The 15,102-nt window shown below is 65.2% G+C and carries 14 protein-coding genes; 6 read left to right on the top strand and 8 right to left on the bottom strand.

What is annotated here, in order from left to right; genetic code table 11:
• The first annotated feature begins 138 nt into the window (after nucleotides 1-138).
• The gene (locus CLU90_RS27035; RefSeq protein WP_100429284.1) at nucleotides 139-1,155 is read left to right on the top strand and encodes a zinc-binding alcohol dehydrogenase family protein; all 1,017 of its coding nucleotides are present in this window, start codon (nucleotides 139-141) and stop codon (nucleotides 1,153-1,155) included.
• On the opposite strand, the gene CLU90_RS27030 is transcribed toward CLU90_RS27035, so the two are convergent.
• Both CLU90_RS27030 and CLU90_RS27025 read right to left on the bottom strand, forming a co-directional pair.
• Nucleotides 1,156-2,424 carry a glycerate kinase type-2 family protein gene (locus CLU90_RS27030; RefSeq protein WP_100429283.1) on the bottom strand — a complete coding sequence of 423 codons (1,269 nt, stop codon included), beginning with the start codon at nucleotides 2,422-2,424 and terminating at the stop codon, nucleotides 1,156-1,158.
• 32 nt (nucleotides 2,425-2,456) lie between these two features.
• A complete protein-coding gene (locus CLU90_RS27025; RefSeq protein ID WP_100429282.1) occupies nucleotides 2,457-3,788 on the bottom strand; it encodes an MFS transporter in 1,332 nt (443 codons plus the stop codon).
• Between the two features lie 141 nt (nucleotides 3,789-3,929).
• On the opposite strand from CLU90_RS27025, the gene CLU90_RS27020 reads away from it, so the two are divergent.
• On the top strand, nucleotides 3,930-5,093 hold the full coding sequence (locus tag CLU90_RS27020) for a sugar diacid recognition domain-containing protein (RefSeq protein WP_100429578.1): 1,164 nt from the start codon (nucleotides 3,930-3,932) through the stop codon (nucleotides 5,091-5,093).
• A 43-nt stretch (nucleotides 5,094-5,136) separates the two neighbouring features.
• Entirely contained in the window at nucleotides 5,137-5,490 is a 354-nt protein-coding gene (locus CLU90_RS27015) for a YnfA family protein (RefSeq protein ID WP_100429281.1), read from the top strand.
• On the opposite strand, the gene CLU90_RS27010 is transcribed toward CLU90_RS27015, so the two are convergent.
• Complete coding sequence (locus CLU90_RS27010; RefSeq protein WP_232731344.1) at nucleotides 5,491-5,892, bottom strand: tellurite resistance TerB family protein; 402 nt, start codon at nucleotides 5,890-5,892, stop codon at nucleotides 5,491-5,493.
• 64 nt (nucleotides 5,893-5,956) lie between these two features.
• Nucleotides 5,957-6,919, bottom strand: coding sequence for a TerC family protein (locus CLU90_RS27005; RefSeq protein ID WP_072456397.1), 963 nt, complete (start codon nucleotides 6,917-6,919; stop codon nucleotides 5,957-5,959).
• 159 nt (nucleotides 6,920-7,078) lie between these two features.
• Between CLU90_RS27005 and nhaR the strand changes: the two genes are divergently transcribed.
• On the top strand, nucleotides 7,079-7,978 hold the full coding sequence (gene nhaR / locus CLU90_RS27000) for a transcriptional activator NhaR (RefSeq protein WP_046682401.1): 900 nt from the start codon (nucleotides 7,079-7,081) through the stop codon (nucleotides 7,976-7,978).
• A 3-nt stretch (nucleotides 7,979-7,981) separates the two neighbouring features.
• Here nhaR and CLU90_RS26995 read toward each other — a convergent pair whose 3' ends face one another.
• The gene (locus tag CLU90_RS26995) at nucleotides 7,982-8,995 is read right to left on the bottom strand and encodes a zinc-binding alcohol dehydrogenase family protein (RefSeq protein ID WP_100429279.1); all 1,014 of its coding nucleotides are present in this window, start codon (nucleotides 8,993-8,995) and stop codon (nucleotides 7,982-7,984) included.
• A 98-nt stretch (nucleotides 8,996-9,093) separates the two neighbouring features.
• On the opposite strand from CLU90_RS26995, the gene CLU90_RS26990 reads away from it, so the two are divergent.
• A complete protein-coding gene (locus CLU90_RS26990) occupies nucleotides 9,094-10,020 on the top strand; it encodes a LysR family transcriptional regulator (protein WP_314606934.1) in 927 nt (308 codons plus the stop codon).
• 77 nt (nucleotides 10,021-10,097) lie between these two features.
• Nucleotides 10,098-11,432, top strand: coding sequence for a chloride channel protein (locus tag CLU90_RS26985; RefSeq protein WP_100429278.1), 1,335 nt, complete (start codon nucleotides 10,098-10,100; stop codon nucleotides 11,430-11,432).
• 1 nt (nucleotide 11,433) lies between these two features.
• Here CLU90_RS26985 and CLU90_RS26980 read toward each other — a convergent pair whose 3' ends face one another.
• The 3 genes from CLU90_RS26980 to msbA form a co-directional block, all read right to left on the bottom strand.
• Nucleotides 11,434-11,982: a MarR family winged helix-turn-helix transcriptional regulator gene (locus CLU90_RS26980; protein ID WP_232731343.1), complete on the bottom strand. Its 549-nt coding sequence runs from the start codon at nucleotides 11,980-11,982 to the stop codon at nucleotides 11,434-11,436.
• 24 nt (nucleotides 11,983-12,006) lie between these two features.
• A complete protein-coding gene (locus CLU90_RS26975) occupies nucleotides 12,007-13,113 on the bottom strand; it encodes a toxin-antitoxin system YwqK family antitoxin (protein WP_198511271.1) in 1,107 nt (368 codons plus the stop codon).
• A gap of 101 nt (nucleotides 13,114-13,214) precedes the next feature.
• Nucleotides 13,215-15,050, bottom strand: coding sequence for a lipid A export permease/ATP-binding protein MsbA (msbA, locus tag CLU90_RS26970; protein ID WP_100429276.1), 1,836 nt, complete (start codon nucleotides 15,048-15,050; stop codon nucleotides 13,215-13,217).
• Nucleotides 15,051-15,102: the final 52 nt, after the last annotated feature.

Genomic DNA, 15,102 nt, shown 5'->3' with positions numbered 1-15,102 from the left:
GCCCCCTGTTTCCAGGGCGAGAAAATGGCCATGATACGTCAAGCCCGTATGGCCACGCCAACAATGGTATCGGATTACGGTCCTTCGGACCTGATCCGACCTACGCCTACTCCATCACTGTTTACCGAAAGAACACCCATGAAAGCCATCGCCTACCGTCACAGCCTGCCCATCACCGATGCCGACGCCCTGCTCGACATCGAGCTGCCAGTGCCCGCCGCCACGGGGCGCGACCTGCTCGTCGCCGTCAAGGCCATTTCCGTCAACCCCGTCGACACCAAGGTGCGCAAGAACCGCGCGCCGAAAGACGGCCAGCCGGAAGTGCTGGGCTGGGATGCAACCGGCGTCGTCACCGCCGTCGGCCCCGACGTGAGCCTGTTCCAGGTGGGAGATAAAGTCTGGTACGCGGGCGCCATCAACCGCCCCGGCAGCAACAGCGAATTCCAGCTGGTCGACGAGCGCATCGTGGGCCACATGCCGGCCAACCTCGACTTCGCCCCGGCCGCCGCCCTGCCTTTGACGGCCATTACGGCCTGGGAATTGCTGTTCGACCGCCTGCAGATCAGCCGTGACAAGAGTCATACCGGCAAGTCCCTGCTGGTGATCGGCGCGGCCGGTGGCGTCGGTTCCGTGCTCGTGCAACTGGCGCGGCAATTGACGGGAGTGACCATCATCGGCACGGCGTCGCGCGCGGAAACGGCGGACTGGGTCAGGGAACTGGGCGCCCACCACGTGATCGACCACAGCCTGCCGCTGGCGCAGGAAATCACGCGCCTGGGCTTGCCACCCGTCGATTATGTAATCAGCCTGAACCAGACGGACAGGCATTTCGAGCAAATCGTGGAACTGATCGCGCCGCAGGGCAAGTTTGCCCTGATCGACGACCCCGAGCACATCGATGTGCGCAAGTTCAAGGGCAAGAGCGTGTCGCTGCACTGGGAACTGATGTTTACCCGTTCGCTGTTCCAGACGCCAGACATGGTCAAGCAGCACGAATTGCTCGAGGAACTGGCGCAGCTGGTCGATGCGGGCGTCATCAAGACCACCCTGGCCGAGCGCTTCGGCACGATCAATGCGGCAAACCTGAAACGCGCGCATGCCCTGCTGGAAAGCAATACCGCGAAAGGGAAAATCGTGCTGGAAAGTTTTAATTAATCAGGCAATCAAAATGGCCCGGAAATCATTGACGTTCGTCAAGGTTGGGCCAGTGATCACGCTATCTCCCAGCGCCTGGAAGAAGCCGTGGCCATCGTTGTTGTCCAGGCTGTCGCGTGGCTTGATGCCTTGCGCCCAGGCCCGTTGCAGGGTGTCGGGCGCCAGAACCGCGCCGGCGATATCTTCCTGGCCGTCGACGCCATCCGTGTCGCCGGCCAGCGCGTGGATGCCTTCGTGGCCGTCCAGCGCGATGCCCAGCGCCAGCAGGAATTCCACGTTGCGCCCGCCGCGCCCGTCGCCGCGCACGGTGACCGTCGTTTCGCCGCCCGACAGCAGCACGCACGGGGCGGGGAATGGCTGGCCCCGCGCGGCCGTTTGCAGCGCGATGCCGGCCATCACCTTGCCCACGTCGCGCGCCTCGCCTTCCAGGCTGTCGCCCAGGATATACGGCGTGACGCCGGCCGCTCGCGCCACCCCTGCGGCCGCTTCCAGGGCCATCTGCGGCGTGGCGATCAGGGTCGTGCGCGTGCGCGCCAGCCGTGGGTCATCGGGCTTCACGGATTCGCCGCGCCCGCTTTCCAAGGTCTTTCTTATGCTGTCCGGCAAGTCCATGCCATAGCGGCGCACGATGGCCAGCGCATCGTCGCACGTCGTCGCGTCGCCCACCGTGGGGCCGGACGCGATGTCGCCGAGCTTGTCGCCGGGCACGTCGGAAATGGCCAACGTGATGACTTGCGCCGGATGGCAGGCGGCCGCCAGCCTGCCACCCTTGATGGCGGACAAATGCCGGCGCACGCAATTCATTTCGCCGATGGTGGCGCCCGACGCCAGCAGCGCGCGGTTCAATGCCTGCTTGTCGGCCAAAGTAATGTCGTCCAGGGGCAAGGCCAACAGTGACGAGCCGCCGCCCGAAATCAGGCACAGCACCGTATCGTCAGCTTGCAAATTGCCGACCAGTTCGAGCATGCGGCGCGCCGCGTCCATGCCTGCCTGGTCGGGCACGGGGTGCGACGCTTCGACGATCTCGATGCGTTCGCACGGCACGGCATAGCCGTAGCGCGTGACGACGAGGCCCGACAGCGGCCCCGGCCAGTGCCGCTCCACGGCTTGCGCCATGGCGGCCGACGCCTTGCCCGCGCCGATGACGATCAGCCGGCCCTTGGGCGCGGGCGGCAAATGGGGCGGGATGCAGTGCGATGGCTGGGCCGCGGCGATGGCGGCCTGGAACATCGCTTGCAGCAAGGCGCGCGGCGGTGGGGTCGTCGTCATGGTCTATTCCTCCGGTTCAATCAGCGGTTCACTCAACGGTTGACAATACGCGCGGGAACGCGCAGCACCAGTATGGCGCCCAGCAGCAGGACTGCGGAAAGAATATACAGTGCCACGTCGGTGCCGCCCGTCGCATCCTTGATCCAGCCGACGAGGAAAGGACTGACGAAACCGGCCACCTGGCCCAGCGAATTGATCAGCGCCAGGCCGCCGGCCGCCGCCGCGCTGCCGAGAAACGCCGTCGGCAAGGGCCAGAACATGGGCAGGCCGGACAGCGCGCCCATGGTCGCCAGCGACAGGCCGACAAGGGCGACGACCACGTTGCCGTGCGCCTGTGTCGCCAGCAGCAAGCCGCACAGCGCCATCAGCAGGGGGCCGCTCAAATGCCAGCGGCGTTCCTTGTGCCTGTCGGCCGAACGGCCCACCCAGATCATGAAGATGCTGGCGCACAGGTAGGGAATGGCGCTGACCCAGCCCACGGCCACGGGGCTGGCGAAACCGAGCGACTTGACGATGGTGGGCAACCAGAAGTTGATCGCGTACACGCCCATCTGGATGCAGAAATACACAAGGCCCAGCATCCACACGTGCTTGTTGCGCAGCACGCTGGCAAAGGTGTCGGCCGTATTCGCGCCGTTGCGGCGCTGGCGTTCATCCTCGTCGAGGTCGGCGCGCAGCAGCTGTTTTTCTTCCGCATTGAGCCATTTCGCCTGGGCGATGCCGTCGTTCAGCAGCACGTACACAAGCAAGCCCAGCAGCACGGTAGGAATGCCTTGCATCAAGAACATCCATTGCCAGCCGGCCAGGCCGCCGTGGCCGGCGAACGATTGCATCATCCAGCCCGACAAGGGGCTGCCCAGCAAGCCGGAAATGGGAATGGCCGACATGAACAGGCCCATGATGCGGCCCCGGCGCGACGCGGGATACCAGTTCGTAAAGTACAGCACGATGCCGGGGAAGAAGCCCGCCTCGAACACGCCCGTGATGAAGCGCAGCGAATAGAACGCGGCCGGCGTGGTGACGAACATCAGGCAGGCCGAGGCGATGCCCCAGGCGATCATCAGGGTGCCGATGACCTTGCGCGCGCCCAGGCGGTGCAGCAGCAGATTGCTGGGCACGCCACTGGCCACGTAGCCGATGAAGAAAATGCCGGCGCCCAGGCCGTACACGCTCTCGCTCCATTGCAGCGCATCGAGCATTTGCAGCTTGGCAAAGCCGACATTCACGCGGTCCAGGTAATTGAACAGGTAGCAGATGAAGATGAAGGGGATCAGATGCAAGGTGACCTTGCGGTAGGCGCCTTCGCGCACGCGGTCTTGCGCGGATGCGCCGGCGGGCAGGCTGGCGCCTGGATGGGTGCTCATGGGTGTCTCCTGACTATTTTTTTATGGGATACGGCCAGCCCATCGTACAATCGCCCACAGAAACAGTCATCGTGCGGATGCATGAAGAAATATAGTGTTTTATACAATGATTCCATGCAGATGCACAAGACGGACCACCCCATGCCGAATATTGACCTTCCCCTGGCGCAGGACATCGTCCGGCGCACCATGCACATCATTCCCTTCAGCGTGAACGTCATCGATGCGCGTGGCATGATCCTGGCCAGCGGCGATCCGCAGCGCGTGGGCGACCTGCATCCGGGCGCGCAACTGGCGCTGGCCCGGCGCGCCAGCGTGGAAATCGGCGCGGCCGACCTGGCCCGGCTGCCCGGCACGCGGGCCGGCATCAACCTGCCCCTGACGGTGCGCGGCGAGATTTGTGGCGTGCTGGGCCTGACGGGCGAGCCGGACGCCGTGCGCCAGTTCGGCGAACTGGTGCGTACCATGGCGGAAATGATGCTGGAGCAGGCGCGACTGGTCAGCGAATTGCAGCACGAAAAGCGCTACCGCGAGGAATTCGTGTTCCAGCTCGTCTACCGCACGGGCATTTCGGACGCCAGCATGCAGGCATGGGCGGCGCGCCTGGCCGTCGATTTGCGCGTGCCGCGCGCCATGTTCGTGCTGGAAATACCCGATGCGGGCGAAGGCCCGGGCGAGCGGCTGGACCAGGTGCTGACACAGCTGCAGCAAGTGCAGTCCGACCTGTCCGCCCGCTGGCCCTCGCTGCTGATGGCCGTCGTCTCGCCGGGAGAACTGGTGCTGCTCGACGCCTTTCCCGCCAGCGGCCCGCAGCAGGCGCGCGCGGCGCAAGCCAGGCAGCGCCTGCTCGAACTGCACCAGGTGGCGCAGCAGGCGCTCACGCCGAGCGCCACCCTGTCCATGGGCGTGGCCTTGCCGGGCCTCGATGGCGCGACGGCTTCGTATGAATCGGCAAAGCAGACGGCGCGCGTGGGACGCGCCCGCGATGGCGGACAATCCACTTTTTCCTATCTGGAACTGAGCCTGCCCGTGCTGTTGTCCGGCCTGCAAGCCGGTTGGCAGGCCGAGCAATTGCGCCAGACCCTGGCGCGCCTGCTGGCGCACGACCGCAAGTCGGGCACCCTGATGCGCACCCTGGCCGCCTGGTTCCGCCACCACAGCCACCCGATGGCCACGGCCAGGGCCCTGCACATCCACCGCAACACGCTCGATTACCGGCTGCAAAAGATCGCCGAACTGACGGGGCTGGACCTGGACGACACGGATGACCGCCTGCTGCTGTATGTCGCCCTGCAGCTCAATTGACGCCCCCGTCTACAATGACGGCTGACCGCACAACAGGAATAGCATGAACGACGCCATCGAATGGACCAGTCTTGCCCGCACTTTCGGGCTGTTTACCGTCACGGCCGTGGCCGAGCTGCTGGGCTGCTACCTGCCCATGCTATGGCTGAGCAACAAGGGCAGCGCCTGGCTGCTGTTGCCGGCCGCCCTCAGCCTGCTGGTCTTCGTCTGGCTGCTGACCTTGCACCCGGCCGCCAGCGGCCGCGTGTATGCCACGTATGGCGCCATCTATATCGCCACGGCGCTGGGCTGGCTGTGGCTGGTGGACGGCGTCACGCCCGCCTGGAGCGACGTCGCCGGCGTGGGCCTGGCCCTGGCCGGCGCCGCCGTCATTGCCATGGGGCACAAGGCGCAGTAATTACGCCGCATGCCGGCGAAAGTTCGTTTCCGCCGACCACGCCGCGCTGGCGCGGGCCAGCAAGACGGCTTCGCCATCGGCCAGCCAGTCGTCCGCATCGGCGATCTTCCACATGGCTTGCAGCAGCTTGCGGCGCAGGTCCGGCTCGGTGATTTCATCAAGCAGGCTGTCGATCACGCCATTGGCCAGTTGCACGGCGCCATGCACGGTCGACGTCAGCATGTCGTCGCACAGGTCTTGCAGCAGTTGCTGGAAGGCGGCCGGCTCCAGGTCGATATGCTCGAGGATCTTGCTGCGGTGCATGGCTTGCAGCTCGGCACTGGCCAGGTTGCCATCGACCACCATCATCAGGGCCAGGATACGTCCCGCTGCCTGGGGACTGTTCATTGCATAGGTACGCATAGTTCACTTTCCATTCTCAGTTTAAAAAGCGCGCCCCGCCATTGCAGGGCGCGCGGTACGGCATTTACTTCTTGTCGCTGCGGGTGATGAACACGCTGGCCACGCAGCTCGATACGATCAGGACCGCCACCACCAGCAACGATGCTTCCACCGGCACGTGGTACCACGGCATGATCAGCATCTTGGCGCCGATGAACACCAGTACCATCGCCAGGCCATACTTGAGCATGTGGAAGCGGTCAGCCACGTCCACCAGCAGGAAGTACAGGGCACGCAATCCCATGATGGCGAACAGGTTCGACGTGAAGACGATGAACGGGTCCGTCGTAATGGCGAAAATCGCCGGGATCGAATCGACCGCGAATACCAGGTCCGTCACCTCGATCAGGATCAGCACGAGGAACAAGGGCGTGACATAGCGCAAGCCACCCTTGGCCACGAAGAAACGCTCGCCGTGGTCGCCGTCCGCCACCCGCAAGTGGCGGCGGGCAAAGCGCAGCACGGGGTTGTTCGCCACGTCCGGTTCCGCATCGGCCGCCACCAGCATGCGCATGCCGGTCACCAGCAGGAAGGCGCCGAACAGGTACAGCACCCAGCTGAACTCGCTCACCACCCACGCACCGGCCATGATCATCACGGCGCGCATGACGATGGCGCCCAGCACGCCATAGATCAACACCCGGCGCTGGTACTGGATCGGCACCTGGAAGGCGCTGAAGATCAGCAGGAAGACGAACACGTTATCGACCGACAGGGCTTTCTCGATCAGGTAGCCGGAGAAAAATTCCAGCGCCTTCTGGTTGGCGATCTCAGGACCGGCCGTGCCGTTCAGATACCACCACAGCCCGCCGTTGAACAGCAGGGCCAGGCTGACCCACACGAGCGACCACGTCGCCGCTTCCTTCACACTGACCTTGTGCGCCTTGTTGCCGCCGAAAACGAACAAGTCCAGCGCCAGCATCACGAGGACAAAGGCGATGAAGCCGGCCCACATGGGTGCTGTTGCAATACTTTCCAGGCCATTCATCGGCGGCCTCCGCAACTATCCGTTTGTATCCTGAACTCCATGACACTCTCCTTGCATGAATTGAGCAGCCATCATAGTCTGAATATAAACATCGAACAAATCGAATATAATTTAATAATACATCGAAAAACTCGATGCATTAATCTGCCGGGAAAACCCATGTCGACACTCAACTTCAAGCACTTGCGTTATTTCTGGATGGTGGCCAAGACGGGCAGCATCGCCCGCGCGGCCGAGCAGCTGCACCTGACGCCGCAATCGATCTCCGGCCAGCTCAGCGAGTTTGCCGACACCCTGGGCGTGGAACTGTTCCGCCGCAGCGGGCGCCAGCTGGAATTGACGGACACGGGCAGGCGCATCCTCAGCCATGCCGAAAGCATTTTCAGCACGGGCGATGAATTGCTGGAAATCGTGCGCGACCAGTCGCGCACGACGACGACCACCTTCCGCGTGGGCTGCGCCGATTCCGTGTCGAAACTGATCGCCTGCCGCCTCGTGGAGCCGGCGCTGGGCCTGGCCGAGCCGCTGCGCATCATCTGCCGCGAAGGACGACTGGCCAGCCTGCTGGCGGACCTGGCCGTGCACCGGCTCGACCTGATCATGGCGGACCGCCCCATGCCGGCCCACCTGAGCGTGCGCGGCTTTAACCATTTGCTCGGCGAAAGCGGCATGACCCTGTTCGGCACGCCAGCCCTGGCCGCCACCCTGACGGGCGGCTTCCCGCAATGCCTGGACGGCGCGCCGCTGCTGCTGCCGGGCGAAGACTTCGCCATCTACGGGCGCTTGCTGCAGTGGCTCGGCGACAATAATTTGCACCCGCGCATCGTCGGCGAGTTCGACGACAGCGCCATGATGAAGGCCTTCGGCCAGTCCGGCGCCGGCCTGTTCTTCGCCCCCACCGTCATCGCGCCCCAGGTGTGCGAACAATACGCCGTGGTGGCGCTGGGCCGGGTCGACAGCCTCGTCGAGCAGGTGTATGCGATCACGACGGAACGGCGCTTGCGCCACCCGGCCACCGTCGCCATCAGCCAGAGCGCGCGGCGCGAACTGTTCGTCTAGGCGCTACACGGCGCTGACGACGATCTTGCCCGGTTGCCCGCCCCGCTCCAGCAGCGCATGGGCGCGCCGCAAGGTGGCCGCGTCCATGGGCGACAATTCCTGCCGCACGGTATGGCGCAGCACGCCATCTTCCAGCAAGCGCGCCACGCGGTTCAGTATCCGGTGCTGCTCGATCATGTCTTCGGTGGCAAACAAAGGCCGCGTAAACACCATTTCCCAGTGCAAGGAGATGCTCTTGCCCTTCAGCGGCGCCGCATCAAACTGCTCGTGGTCGTCGATGACGGCCAGCTTGCCATGCGGCGCGATAAGCTCCACCAGTTGCGCGACGTGTTGCGCCGTGTGCGACAGCGCGGCGATATGGCGCACGGGCGCCACGTTCAATGCCGCCACCTGCGCCGGCAGGGGTTGTGCATGGTCGATCACGTGATGGGCGCCCATGGCGCGGCACCAGTCGCCGCTGTCGCCACGCGAGGCCGTGGCGATCACCGTAAAACCCGTCAACTGGCGCGCCAGCTGGATCAGCATGGAACCGACGCCGCCCGCGCCGCCCAGCACCAGCAGGCTGCCCCGTTCCCGCCTGTCGCCGGGCGCGACGGCAAAACGCTCGAACAGCAATTGCCACGCCGTCAGCGCCGCCAGCGGCACGCTGGCGGCCTGCGCAAAATCCAGCGTCACCGGCATGCGCCCCGCGATACGCTCATCGACCAGCTGATATGCGGCATTTGCACCCGCGCGGTGGAACGAACCCGCGTAATACACGGCTTGCCCCGGTTTAAACAGGGTCACTTCGCTGCCCACCGCATGCACGACGCCGGCCGCATCCCAGCCCAGAGTCGTGACGGCATCGGGTACCGTCACCAGCCCCGCGCGCACCTTGGTGTCGAGCGGATTGATACCGACGGCGCGCACCTGCACCAGCACCTCGCGCGGGCCGGGCACGGGCATCGGGCCTTCCATGTCGAACAGGCCGCCTTGTTCGCCCACACTGCTGCCTTTCTTGAAACCGATCATCTTCATTGCATGCTCCCGCAGGTCAAAACCCCATGGTAAGCAGCCACGCGAGAAAGAAAAATATGCTTCAATGCGTTTCACACCTGACCAAACTGTCATGAATCATGCAAGACATCGATAATCTCTCCGGCGTGGCCCTGTTCGTGCAACTGGCGCAGGCGGGCAGCTTTGTCGCCGCCGCGCGCCAGGCCGGCATTTCTCCATCGGCCGTCAGCAAGAGTCTGGCCCGACTCGAGCAGCGGCTGGGCGCGCGCCTGTTCCAGCGCAGCACGCGCCAGCTGAGCCTGACGGCCGAGGGCAAGCTGTTCCTCGCGCGCAGCGAGCGCATCCTGGCGGAAATGCAGGCGGCGCAGGAGGAGTTGGCGGGCAAGCTGGCGCCGCGCGGACGCCTGCGCCTGGGCTTGCCGGAACTGGGTAGCGTGTTCCTGCCCGCGCTGGCCGATTTTGCCGCGCAGCACCCGGCCATCGCCCTCGACCTGGACTTTTCCGATGCGCTGGCCGATGTCGTCGGCGACGGTTTCGACGCCGTCATCCGCATCGGCGCCCCGCGCGATTCGCGCCTGGCCGCCCGCAAGCTGGGCCAGTTCCGCTCCTGCCTCGTGGCCTCGCCCGCCTACCTGGCGCGCCACGGCACGCCCAGCCATCCCCTTGAACTGCAACAACATGCTTGCCTGCACTACCGCTTCCGCCACAGCGGCAAGGTGGAACAGTGGCAGCTGCGCCAGCAAGCCGAGGCGCCGGTGCCGGAATTGCCACTGTCCATGGTCTGCAACAACGTCGAGGCACGGCTGCACTTCGCGCGGCAAGGCCTGGGTATCGCCTGGCTGCCCGACTTTTATGTGCGCTCCGCCATCGACGACGGCAGCTTGGTCGAAGTGCTGAGGGACTACGCGATCGCCGGCCATCCGGCCCACAGTTGCTGGCTGCTGTGGCCATCCGGGCCGCACCTGGCGCCGAAAGTGCGGGCGCTCGTCGATTTCCTGGCCGGAGCGGATCTTCTGTTGCCAGCCGCCTACGGATCAGGCCGATAAAATGCATTCGGACAAATACACATATATAATGGCAAGTCTCCCCGACGCCCTGCGCGCCCCTTCCTGGACTTGCCGCAATGAAGCATTTGCACGATATTCCCTCTGCCTTCAAGCATGAATTTGCCAACCCGCGCCTGTGGTGGTCGCGCGCCGTCGTCGTCGGCATGGCCGCCATCGCGGGGCTCGTCGTCGTGGGCTTTACGTGGCTGGCGGAGGAAGCGCTGGACTTGTTTCTCTTTTTTAACGGCAAGGCCTGGTGGTTCGCCCTGCTGTGGACGCCGGCCTGCGCCGCCCTGCTGGTCTGGCTGACGCGCCGCTACGCGATGGGCGCGGCCGGTTCCGGCATCCCGCAAGTGATGGCGACACTGGACCCGGCCGTCGCGCCCGAGCAGCGCTCATTGTTTGTCTCCCTGAAACTCAGCGCCGCGAAGATCGTCCTGACGGCGGGCGGCTTGCTGGGGGGATTGTCGCTGGGGCGCGAAGGGCCATCCGTGCAGATCGCCGCCGGCGTGATGCTGTCCGCGCGCCGCTGGCTGCCCCGTCATTCGCAGGTGAGCGCCCATTCCCTGCTGGTGGCCGGCGGCGCGGCCGGCATCGCGGCCGCCTTCAACACGCCGCTGGCCGGCGTCATGTTTGCCATCGAGGAACTTTCGCGCTCGCCCGAGCAGCGCAACAGCGGCCTCATCGTCGCCGGCATCGTGCTGGCCGGCATGATGGCCGTGTCCATCCACGGCAACGCCACCCACTTCGGCATCATCCACCCGGGTCCCATCGGCCTGGCGCTGGCCTTGCCGGGCTTGCTCGTGACCCTGGTCGCGGGCGTGGCCGGCGGCCTGTTCGCGCGGCTGCTGCTGGCGTCCGCCCGCGGCAATCCGCTGGGCAAATTGTCCGCGTGGAGAAAAGGCCGGCCCGTGCTGTTCGCCGCCGTGTGTGGCCTGCTGGTGGCGGCCATCGGCATCGCCAGCCATGGCGCCACGTTCGGCAGCGGCACCGTGGCCACGCGCGCCATGCTGGAAGGCTCGTCCGACGTGGCGCCCGCCTTTGTCGCCTTCAAATATGTGGCGACGTGGCTGACCGTGTGGTCGGGCGTGCCGGCCGGCATCTTCGCGCCGTCGCTGGCCATCGGCGCCGGCATCGGCCACGATGTCGCCGTCCTGCTCCATTACCCGCACGCGCCGGCCCTGATCGCGCTGGGCATGGTCGGTTTCCTGGCCGCCGCCACGCAAGCGCCGCTGACGGCGTTTATCATTGTCATGGAAATGGTCGACGGCCACGGCATGGTGCTCAGCCTGATGGCCTGCGCCGTCGTGGCCAGCACGGTCTCGCGCGTGCTGAGCGAACCGCTGTACGGGGCGCTGGCGCAACTGCAGCTGCAGCGGCTGCCGCAGGCCAGCCGGGAAACTACATCGTAAGCTACATCGTAAACGGAAACGGCTGCATGCCGGCCTGCCTGTCATCGGGAGCGATGACGGCCAGCAAGGCGCTCAAGCCCTGGTTCAGGTGCGCCAGGCTGGCGGCGTCCAGCTGGGCCAGGGCACTGGGCAGCAAGCCGCGCGCCGGCTGCGGCGCGCCGGCGATGACGGCCTGCCCTTCCACCGTCAGGGTCAATGTCACCACGCGCTGGTCGGGCTGGTCGCGCGCCTTGCGCACATAGGCTTTCTTGACCAGCGCGTCGACCAGGTTGCTGGCCGTCGTCTGGTGGATCGACATCTTGCCGGCCAGCTCGCCCATGCGCAGGCCTGGGCGCTCCAGCAATTCCTGCATCACCCACAGTTGCGCGCCCGACACGCCGCATTGCTTCTCGATCTGCGCCGAGTGCCGCTGCGCCGCACGCATGACGACGCGCATGTTTTGCAAGGCCAGCCCCTGCGCCCTGGCCACCGCCGAAACTTCCGCTTCCACCACCATTGCCTCCGTTATCGTGCCGGCTTCGCGCCTGCTGGCGGGCCGGAATCCCTGCATGATACCTGCAATGGCGGCGCGGAACTAACTGCCTGTCACCGGCTGCCCATCCTGCCATGCCTGTTCCAGCACCAGCTTGCCGGTCTTGTCCCACTGGCGCTCGATGCCGTGCTTCTTGCCATGTTCATACGGCACGATCTGCCGCAGGCTGCCGTCGCTGTACCAGGTTTGCAGCAAGCCGTGGCGCTGGCCTTTGACGAACGGCGTCACGCTGGCGCGCACGCCGTTGGCATGCCAATCCGTCGTGTCGCCGTGGTCGCGCCCCTGCGCGTCTTTCTGCCAGGCAAAAATGGGATGGCCATTCGCCCCCCACTTTTCCAGGCTGAGCACGGCGCCTTTCTGGTACAGCGTTTTGTTCGACATGACGCCATTGCCATGGCTTTCAAACGACCAGCCGTCGGGCTGGCCGTGCACCCACACGGTTTTGGCCAGCACCTTGCCGTCCTGCGCATACGTGACAAACTCGCCCTCGCGCTTGCCATCGACGAACTGTCCCCGCTGGAACAGCTTGCCATCGTCATAAAACGATTCCTGCACACCATCCATCTTGCCATTGCGTTGATAAGACCGGTTGCTGACGGCCCCGTTCGCGCCATATGACACGTGCTCGCCGTCGGCCATCTCGTCGCCGTGATACAAGGTGCGGTTCATCAGCTGGCCATTCTCGTGATACGTTTCCGAGATGCTGTCGCGCCCGTTCGGCAAGGCCGTCACCCGCTGCTTGACCTGGCCATTCTCGAAGTACACGCAGCCGCCGAGCAGCTCCTCGCCCTGGTCATTGAAATAGGTTTCGCGCAACAACTGACCATTTTCGTAGTAGTACTTGCGAAAACGCACGAACCTGACCTGGCTCAGATCCAGGTCGGTGGCATAGGTTTCAAAGGCCAGCACGCCCGGCGTGTCGGGAAATTCGAGCCGCACGTGCCAGGCGCCCAGCGCCTCGTCGCGCACGGGCGGCGTGCGCAGCGCATAGGTAGCGCGGCGCTGCTTGCTGGGCATGAAATCTTGATCCAGGTACATGGTGTGGTCTTCCTCCTGCAGCGTTGGCGTTGACACCGCCGCCGGCGGCAGGGTCGCACCCATGCCCAGTGCGGCGGCCAGCAGCCAGCGCAGCGTCTGTTGATTCTTCATGTTGTTCCATTGTTCATGTTGCTTTGCGGCCACCATCATAAAGGCAAGCGCCGTGCGCCATGGGCACGATTGCCGCACGCAATGAAAAAGAGAGGGACAGCTCAGCCCACGCTGTCCTTGACGGGCGACAACTGGCTCGCATGCAGGCGCGCATACGCGCCGCCCTGCTGCAGCAAGGCGGCATGGCTGCCCGACTCGACCAGGCGGCCGCCCTGCATGACGACGATGCGGTCGGCACTTTCGATGGTCGACAGGCGGTGGGCGATGACGATGGTGGTGCGGTTGCGCATCAGCACTTCCAAGGCCGCCTGCACGGAACGCTCCGACTCCGTGTCCAGCGCGCTGGTCGCTTCGTCGAGCAAGAGAATCGGCGCATCCTTGTACAGGGCGCGCGCAATCGCCAGGCGCTGACGTTGCCCGCCCGACAGGCGTGAACCGTTCTGCCCCGCCTGCGTGGCGTAGCCTTGCGGCAGCTGCATGATGAAGTCGTGGGCGTAGGCGGCGCGCGCCGACGCTTCGATACGGGCCTGGTCCGGGGCCGGGTCGCCGTACGCGATATTGGCCGCCATCGTGTCGTTGAACAAAATCACGTCCTGGCTGACGAGGGCGAACTGGCGCCGCAGGGCCAGCAAGGCGTAGTCGCGCACGTCGACGCCGTCGAGCAGGATCCGGCCGCCGCTGACGTCGTAGAAGCGGGGCAGCAAGCCCAGCAAGGTCGTCTTGCCGCCGCCGGAGCCGCCCACCAGGGCCACCGTTTCGCCGGCGCGGATGTCGAGCGTGATGTCGCTCAAGGCCGTGGGCGCGTCGGGGTCGTCGCTGTTGTAGCGAAATTGCACGTTTTGCAAGGACAGATTGCCCTGCACGGCCGCCGGGGCGATGGTGCCCGGGTCCGGTTCCAGCGGCGTGTCGATCAGGCCAAAGACGGACTCGGCAGCCGCCAGGCCCCGCTGCAGCGGTTCATTGATCTTCGTCAGATTCTTGATCGGCGACTGCATCGCCATCAGCGCGCCCATGAAGGCAACAAAGGCGCCCGGCGTGATGGCGCCGCTTTGCGCGCGCAGCATGGCGAAGTAGATCACGGACGACAGGGTGATACCGACGAGCATCATGATGAAGCCGGAATTCATGGCCGAGGTGGCCGCGTGCTTGACGGCCAGCTGGCGGTTGCGCTTGACGACGTCGACGAAGCGCGCCTGCTCGTAATCCTGCCCGCCGAAAATTTTCACGACGCGCTGGCCGGCGATGCTTTCGTCGAGCACGGACGTCAGCTCGCCCACGGCTTGCTGCGAACTCTTGCTCAGGTGGCGCATGCGGCGCCCCGCCAGGGTCACGACGATGGCCACGATGGGCATCGACGCCATGCAGAACAGGGCCAGTTTCACGTCGATGCTGAACAGCAAGATCAAATAGCCGACGGTGGCGACGGAATCGCGCACCATCACGTTAAGCACGTTCAAGCCCGCCTGCGACACCTGGCTGGCGTCGAAAGCCACGCGCGACTGCGTCAAACTGGTGGTGGTGGTATCGAAAAAGCGGCTGGGCAAGCGCATGATGGTGGCGAACATTTTTTCGCGCAAATCGGCCTGCACCCGGCTCGAGAGCCATACGGAACCGTAATCGCCGGCAAAGCTCGACACCATGCGCAGCACGGCCAGGCCCAGGATGGTGGCGGGAATCACCCACAAGTCCACCTGCCCCGCCTGTGCCGGCAAGAAACGGTCGACCCAGCCCTGCAACATGCCCATCACGCCGGACGCGGGCGCAGCCTGCGTGCTGGCCGTCGCGCGCATGGCGTCGACGACGTTTTGCAACTGACGGATTAACAACACATCGGTGGCGGACGCCACGCCCACGGCCAGCAAGGTGGCGGCAACGATGGCGCCATAGCGGCGAAACTGGCCGGCCAGGCGGAAGAACAGGAGGCGACTTTGCTGCATGCAGGTGAGAAAAGTGAGGGTAAAGCGTGATTCTAACCGCTGCCAGACTTAC

The sequence above is a fragment of the Janthinobacterium sp. 67 genome, from assembly GCF_002797895.1.
Lineage (GTDB): Bacteria > Pseudomonadota > Gammaproteobacteria > Burkholderiales > Burkholderiaceae_D > Janthinobacterium.
Note: the sequence above shows the minus strand (reverse complement) of the source record. Positions and strands in the feature narration are given on the sequence as shown.